At 59.5% G+C, this 6627-nt stretch carries 6 protein-coding genes; 4 read left to right on the forward strand and 2 right to left on the reverse strand.

The genetic code is table 11. The features are described from left to right. Window positions 1–8 precede the first annotated feature (8 nt). Window positions 9–1025: a low-specificity L-threonine aldolase gene (gene ltaE, locus SPL01S_RS22265; RefSeq protein ID WP_062870362.1), complete on the forward strand. Its 1017-nt coding sequence runs from the start codon at window positions 9–11 to the stop codon at window positions 1023–1025. Between the two features lie 36 nt (window positions 1026–1061). Here ltaE and SPL01S_RS22270 read toward each other — a convergent pair whose 3' ends face one another. Beyond that, on the reverse strand, window positions 1062–1409 hold the full coding sequence (locus SPL01S_RS22270) for a DUF1294 domain-containing protein (RefSeq protein ID WP_013812265.1): 348 nt from the start codon (window positions 1407–1409) through the stop codon (window positions 1062–1064). Between the two features lie 144 nt (window positions 1410–1553). Here SPL01S_RS22270 and SPL01S_RS22275 point away from each other — a divergent pair, with 144 nt between their 5' ends. Then, a complete protein-coding gene (locus SPL01S_RS22275; RefSeq protein ID WP_063202895.1) occupies window positions 1554–2993 on the forward strand; it encodes a DUF2867 domain-containing protein in 1440 nt (479 codons plus the stop codon). 170 nt (window positions 2994–3163) lie between these two features. Then, window positions 3164–4174 carry a 3-beta-hydroxysteroid dehydrogenase gene (locus tag SPL01S_RS22280; protein ID WP_063202897.1) on the forward strand — a complete coding sequence of 337 codons (1011 nt, stop codon included), beginning with the start codon at window positions 3164–3166 and terminating at the stop codon, window positions 4172–4174. On the opposite strand, the gene SPL01S_RS22285 is transcribed toward SPL01S_RS22280, so the two are convergent. Then, entirely contained in the window at window positions 4175–5011 is an 837-nt protein-coding gene (locus tag SPL01S_RS22285; protein ID WP_063202899.1) for an N-acetylmuramoyl-L-alanine amidase, read from the reverse strand. Window positions 5012–5200: 189 nt separating this feature from the next. On the opposite strand from SPL01S_RS22285, the gene SPL01S_RS22290 reads away from it, so the two are divergent. Beyond that, a partial coding sequence (locus tag SPL01S_RS22290; RefSeq protein WP_063202901.1) for a DUF3300 domain-containing protein occupies window positions 5201–6627 on the forward strand: 1427 nt, incomplete at its 3' end.

Genomic DNA, 6627 nt, shown 5'->3' on the forward strand with positions numbered 1-6627 from the left:
GGAGTTGTATGCTTATCGATTTACGCAGTGACACCGTGACCCGCCCTTGCGCCGCCATGCGCCAAGCCATGGCGCAGGCCGACGTGGGCGATGACGTTTATGGCGATGATCCCACGGTAAACGCGCTGGAGGCGGAAGCGGTTCGTCTGTCCGGCAAGGAAGCGGCGCTGTTTCTGCCGAGCGGTACCCAGGCCAACCTGGTAGCGCTGTTGAGCCATTGTCAGCGCGGCGATGAGTATATTGTCGGCCAGCAGGCGCATAACTATAAATACGAGGCCGGCGGCGCGGCGGTGCTCGGCAGCATCCAGCCGCAGCCGATTGAGGCGAACCCGGACGGCACCCTGCCGCTGGACAAGGTCGCGGCGGCAATCAAACCCGATGACATTCACTTCGCCAGAACCCGTCTGCTGAGCCTGGAAAACACCATCAGCGGCCGCGTGCTGCCGCAGGAATACCTGCAGCAGGCCTGGCGGTTCACCCGCGAGCATCAATTGGCGCTGCACATCGACGGCGCGCGCATCTTCAATGCCGCCGTCGCGCTGAACCTGCCGCTGAAAGAGATTGTGCAATACTGCGACACCTTCACCATCTGCCTGTCGAAAGGGCTGGGCGCGCCGGTAGGTTCGCTGCTGTGCGGCAGTGAAGCCTTTATTCAGCGCGCCGTGCGCTGGCGCAAAATGACCGGCGGCGGCCTGCGCCAGGCCGGTATTCTGGCGGCAGCGGGTTTGTATGCGCTGGAGCATAACGTCGAACGGCTGCGCGATGACCACGACAACGCCAAATGGCTGGAACAGCAATTGCAGGGGATGGGCGTGGAGGTTGCTGAGCCGGGTGCACAAACCAACGTGCTGTACCTGCGCCAATCGCCAGAGCTGGCGGCAAAGCTGGGGCCGTGGATGCGAGAGCGTGGCGTGCTGATCAGCAGCGGGCCGCTGACGCGCATTCTGACCCATCTCGACGTCAGCCGTCAGGATCTGCAGCAAGTCGTCGATTTATGGCGGGAGTTCCTACGGCAGCATGCCTGAATCCTGATCCGAACGGGGCGCCACTGCGCCCCGCCTTCAGATAATCCAGCGGCCGTAAACCCAGTACCAGATCCCCAGCGTCGCCACCAGGTTCAGCACCACGCTGAGGATGAACCAGGTTTTGAACGGCTGTTTCTGGGTTTTATGGCGAAACAGCTGCTGTGCGACTATCGCGCCAATCCATCCCCCCACCAGCCCAAACACCAACAAGGTGCTTTCCGGCACCCGTTGCCAACCCTTGCGCGCAGCAAACTTATCCGCGCCGTACACCAACAACGTCAGCAAGTTGGCCAACAGCCACCACATCCCAATCGGATGCAGGAAAAACAGGCTGGCGATTAAAGCCAGGCCCAACAGGGCATAACAAACAGCATTCAGTTTCATATCATCCGGCTTATCACAGGCAAACGGCCCGTAGTGTGACCCCGCCTCTTGGCGGATGCAACTCCCTCATAACCACACAAAAAGTGCATTTAAACGCCAGGTTTGGCATTCTGTCATCGACTTTCACTGCATAAGGCAGCGCTGATGACACCCCAACGCGTATTGGTTCTCGGAGCCAGCGGCTACATTGGCCAGAATCTGATCCCTCACCTGATCGAGCAGGGACATACCATTACCGCCGCCGCGCGCCGTCTGGAATGGTTGCAAGACCAGAACTGGCCGCGGGTTAACTGCCACTATGTCGACGTTTATCGCCCGGAAACCCTGGGCGCCGCGCTATGGGATATAGATACCCTTTATTATCTGATCCACGGTATGGGCGACGGTGATGACTTTATAGAAAAGGAACGCCAGGCGGCGGAAAACCTGCGCGATGCGCTGCGCAGCTCCGGCGTCAAACAGGTCATTTTTCTCGGTGCCCTGCAGCCGACCGGCGACAGTTCGCCGCACCTGGTGGCACGCAAGCTAACCGGTGAGATACTGCGCCAAAGCGGCATCCCGGTCACCGAATTGCGCGCCAGTATTATCGTCGGCCCAGGTTCGGCGGCGTTCGAAGTGATGCGCGATATGGTCTACAACCTGCCGGTGCTGACGCCGCCGCGCTGGGTGCGCTCTAAATCTTCGCCGGTGGCGCTGGAAAACCTGCTGGTGTATCTGGCCGACCTGCTGGCGCATCCGGCGGAAGAAAATCGTATTTTTGACGTCGCCGGGCCGGAATATATCAGCTACCAGACGATGTTTGAGCGTTTCATCAGGATCAGCGGCAAGAAGCGCTGGCTGATCCCCATTCCCCTGCCCACGCGCTTTATTTCAGTCTGGTTTATCAGCCTGATCACCTCCGTGCCCACGTCCATCGCCAGCGCGCTGATTCAAGGCCTGAACCACGATCTGCCCGCCGACGGCAAACCGTTGCAAGCACTGATCCCGCAAACGCTGCAAACCTTCGATGAGGCGGTACGCGAAACCCTGTGCCGCGAGAAGGAGGTGGTCGACTCCGCCGACTGGGGCTACGATCCGGAGGCGCGGGCGCGCTGGCGGCCGGGCTATGGTTTCTATCCCAAGCAGGCGGGTTGCACGCTGGAAACCCACGCGTCCAGCCAGGCCTTGTGGCACGTGGTGCAGCAATTGGGCGGCAAAGAGGGGTATTTCTATGCCAACCTCCTGTGGCAGATCCGCGCCCGCATGGACGATATGATCGGCAATCGGGTGGTGTATGGCCGCCCGCCGCGCGATACGCTGGCAGTGGGCGATCTGGTCGACGGCTGGAAAGTGATCACCCTCAAGCCGCTACGTCAACTGGCGCTCTTGTTCGGCATGAAAGCGCCCGGCCTGGGGCGTTTAACCTTCACTATCAAAGATCACGGCGATCGCCGCAGCCTTGATGTCCGCGCCTGGTGGCATCCCGCCGGTTTCAGCGGGTTGCTGTACTGGTTCGCCATGATGCCTGCCCACCTGTTCATTTTTCGCGGCATGGCACGGCGTATTGCGAAGCTGGCCGAAGAGCACGAATACAATCTACCGTGACCCGCTGCACGGCCTGATGTTCATTTGTCGATCAACCGCACAGTTTGCTGCTGCGGTTAGGCCCTTTCCGATTGCATAGCGCACGAAATCACGGAAGAATGGCATCTTATTTGCTGGGGTGCCGCTGACGGCCTTCAGCATTCTGATTTTTGGCGAGAATAGAGTTCGTTATGAAGGTATTGGTCACCGGTGCAACCAGTGGGTTAGGCCGTAACGCCGTTGAATATCTCCGCCGCCAGGGCATAAAAGTACGCGCCACCGGCCGTAACCAGGCCATGGGCAGTTTGCTGGAAAAAATGGGCGCGGAATTCATTCATGCCGATCTCACCAACCTGATCTCGTCGCAGGCCAAAGCGATGCTGGCCGAGGTGGACGTGCTGTGGCATTGCTCCAGTTTTACCTCCCCCTGGGGCACCGAAGAGGCGTTTGAGCTGGCCAACGTGCGCGCCACCCGTCGCCTGGGCGAATGGGCGGCGGCCTACGGCGTTTCGCAGTTTGTCCATATCTCTTCGCCGGCGATTTATTTCGATTATCATCACCATCGCAACATTACCGAAGATTTCCGGCCGGCACGCTATGCCAACGAGTTTGCGCGCAGCAAGGCCGCCGGCGAGCAGGTGATCCAGCAACTGGCGCTGTCCAACCCGCAGACCCACTTCACCATCCTGCGCCCTCAGGGGCTGTTTGGCCCTCACGACAAAGTGATGCTGCCACGCCTGCTGCAGATGATTAAGCATTACGGCAACCTGCTGCTGCCGCGCGGCGGTGAAGCGCTGGTGGACATGACCTATCTGGAAAACGCGGTACACGCCATGTGGCTGGCGACCCAAAAAGAGGATACGCCGTCCGGGCGCGCCTACAACATCACCAACCAGCAGGCACGCCCGCTGCGCAGCGTGGTACAGCAGTTGATCGACGAACTGGGCATGAAATGCCGGATCCGCTCGGTGCCCTACCCGATGCTGGATATGATGGCCCGCGGCATGGAGAAGCTCGGCAGTAAAAGCGAGAAAGAACCGGTGCTCACCCATTATGGCGTCGCCAAGCTCAATTTTGATCTGACGCTGGATACCACCCGTGCGCAGCAGGAACTGAGTTATCAGCCGATTGTTTCGCTGGATGAAGGCATTACCCGCACCGCCCGCTGGCTGAAAGAACACGGCAAGCTGTACGGCCTGTAATCAACGCGCCGCACCGTACTTCTGCAGCAACGCATCGACAATCGCCTCGCTTTCAGCATCCGGCTCACCGCGAAAATCGCTGGGCCGGAAATGCATCTGGAACGCCGCCAACAGGTTTCGTTGTTGCTGTGCATCCCACTGCGCATCGACGCCATACCCGTAGCGCGCCAGCTTTTCCAGCAGCGGCGCCAACGGTACCGCCGCATGGCGGTCACGCCCCGCCAATCGCCTTTGCACCTCTGCCGCGTCCGGCCAGGCGCCGATCCCCGCTTCTGCCAGTTGCTGCCAGGGAAAGAGCGGGCCGGGATCCTGCTTGCGTTGCGGCGCTATATCGCTGTGCCCCACCACGTCGGTCGGCTGAATGCCGTAGCGCTGAATGATATCCCGGCTTAGCGGGATCAACAGCGCGATTTGCTCCGGCGTATACGGCTGCCAGTGGGTAAACAGCATGCGGCGGCTGAACCCGCGATTGACGATTTCAATGCCTATAGAGGTGTCATTCAGGCTGGTACGACCGCGCCAATAGCTGGCCCCGGCGTGCCATGCGCGCAACGCTTCCGGCACCAGTTGAAAGGCAACCGGTTTGCCCTGTTCGCGCAGCGGATGCGCCGGCAGCAGGTAATGTGCGCTGACGTGTTCATCCGTCAGGATTTTCAACGAAGAATGAAAATCTTCCGCCGTGTAGTGCATCACCAGAAAACGGATGCGCTGGTCGGCACCTTGCGCCTGATGCAGAGTTTCAAGCTGGTAGCCGCCGCGATCGACGGTGGTACCCTGCGGTGCAGTTTGGCAGCCGGCAAGCAGCGTGACGGCGATGATCCCTGGCCAAATTTTCACGTCTCCCTCCCTTGGTTCAGGTTCCCAAATTTGTAACTCAGGTTGATTAACTTGTATCCAATAATCAAGTTAATCAATAAATGATGACAGACCCGCCAGATGTGCAAGCGAGTATTGCTCAGCACTGGCAGCCCGCCCGCCAGGTGTTAGCCTCATCATATTACCTGTGCCGAAATAAGCGAATAAACCATGCGCAAATCGAAGTGTTTAACCGGGTTGATCTGTCTCGCTCTGCTGCCGCTCAGCGGTTGCGATCAGAAAAGTGTCGCCGGCGTAATGGGTGTAACTCAGCCCGCCGCTGCACCTGCCTATACGCCGCTAAGCGCCGATCAACTCTATCAGTTGGTGAGCCCGGTAGCGCTGTTCCCCGACAAGCTACTGGCCCAGGTGTTGGCCGGTGCGGGTTATCCCGATCAAATCAGCGCCGCAGATAATTGGCTGGCGCAGAACCGCAGCCTGCAACCGGCGGCGCTCGCCACGGCCGCAGACGCCCAACCCTGGGATCCCAGCGTTCGCAGCCTGGTGCAATTCCCTGACGTGCTGGACCAGATGGCAAAAAATATCCCCTGGACCAGCGCCTTGGGCAACGCTTACGTCAACGATCCCACCGACGTAATGAACGCTATCCAGGTAATGCGCCAACGTGCGGCGAATAAAGGCACGCTGAAAAACTCCCCTCAACAACGGGTGGTACTTGCACCGGCTACGCACGCTCTCCAGCAGCAACCCTATCAACAAACCGTGGTCGCCGCGCCCGATCGGGTGATTGTGATTGAACCCAGCCAGCCGGATGTAGTTTATGTGCCGCGTTACGATCCCTGGGTGGCCTACGGCGAAACGGTGCCGAGCTATCCCGGTTATCGCTATCAACCTGCCTCCGGCTACAGCGGTGGGGATATGCTGGCAGCCGGCGTTATCAGCTTTGGCGTCGGCATCGCAGTCGGCGCCTTGATCAATCAGCATAACGATGGCTGGCATAGCTGGGATGTGCATTGGGGCGACCGGCGTCAACCGGTGATTTACAACAATGCGCCTTATATATCGCGCTCCACCACTGTGATTAACCGCGTCACTAATATCAATCAGTACAATAATGTGAACCGCCCCAATACAGTGAATAACTATAATACGCAGGTGAATCAGGCACCGCATTTCGTTCCGACCATGCCAACGGCAGAGCACCCGGCGCCGAATTTTGCCACCATGGCAAAACCGCACTTTGCCCCCCAGCAGGCAGGCAACGCTCATCCACCGGTGGGAATGCCGCCCTTCCCCCCTTCAGCGCCTCCGGCACCCCGCCCGGTAACGCAGCCCTCCGTCGTCCATCAGCCGATGAGCATGCCAAACTTTAACCATTCTGCCCCTACGGCAATGCCACAACATCCGCGGACGGAAACGCCACCACCGCGTCAGGCGGATAACCGGGCAACGCATCAGCCTGCGCCATTGGCAGCGGCTCCTCATCCGGCCTACGCGCCTTCACCGACGGTCAGGCCGGTGAATCATGCTATTGCGCCACCGGTAATGAATCGACCTACGCCGATGCAACAGCATCAACCCCCGTTGCGTCAACCGCAGGAGCAACACCCAATACCCGCGGCAAAACCACAGGAACA

It is taken from the genome of Serratia plymuthica NBRC 102599 (assembly GCF_001590925.1).
GTDB classification, from domain to species: domain Bacteria; phylum Pseudomonadota; class Gammaproteobacteria; order Enterobacterales; family Enterobacteriaceae; genus Serratia; species Serratia plymuthica.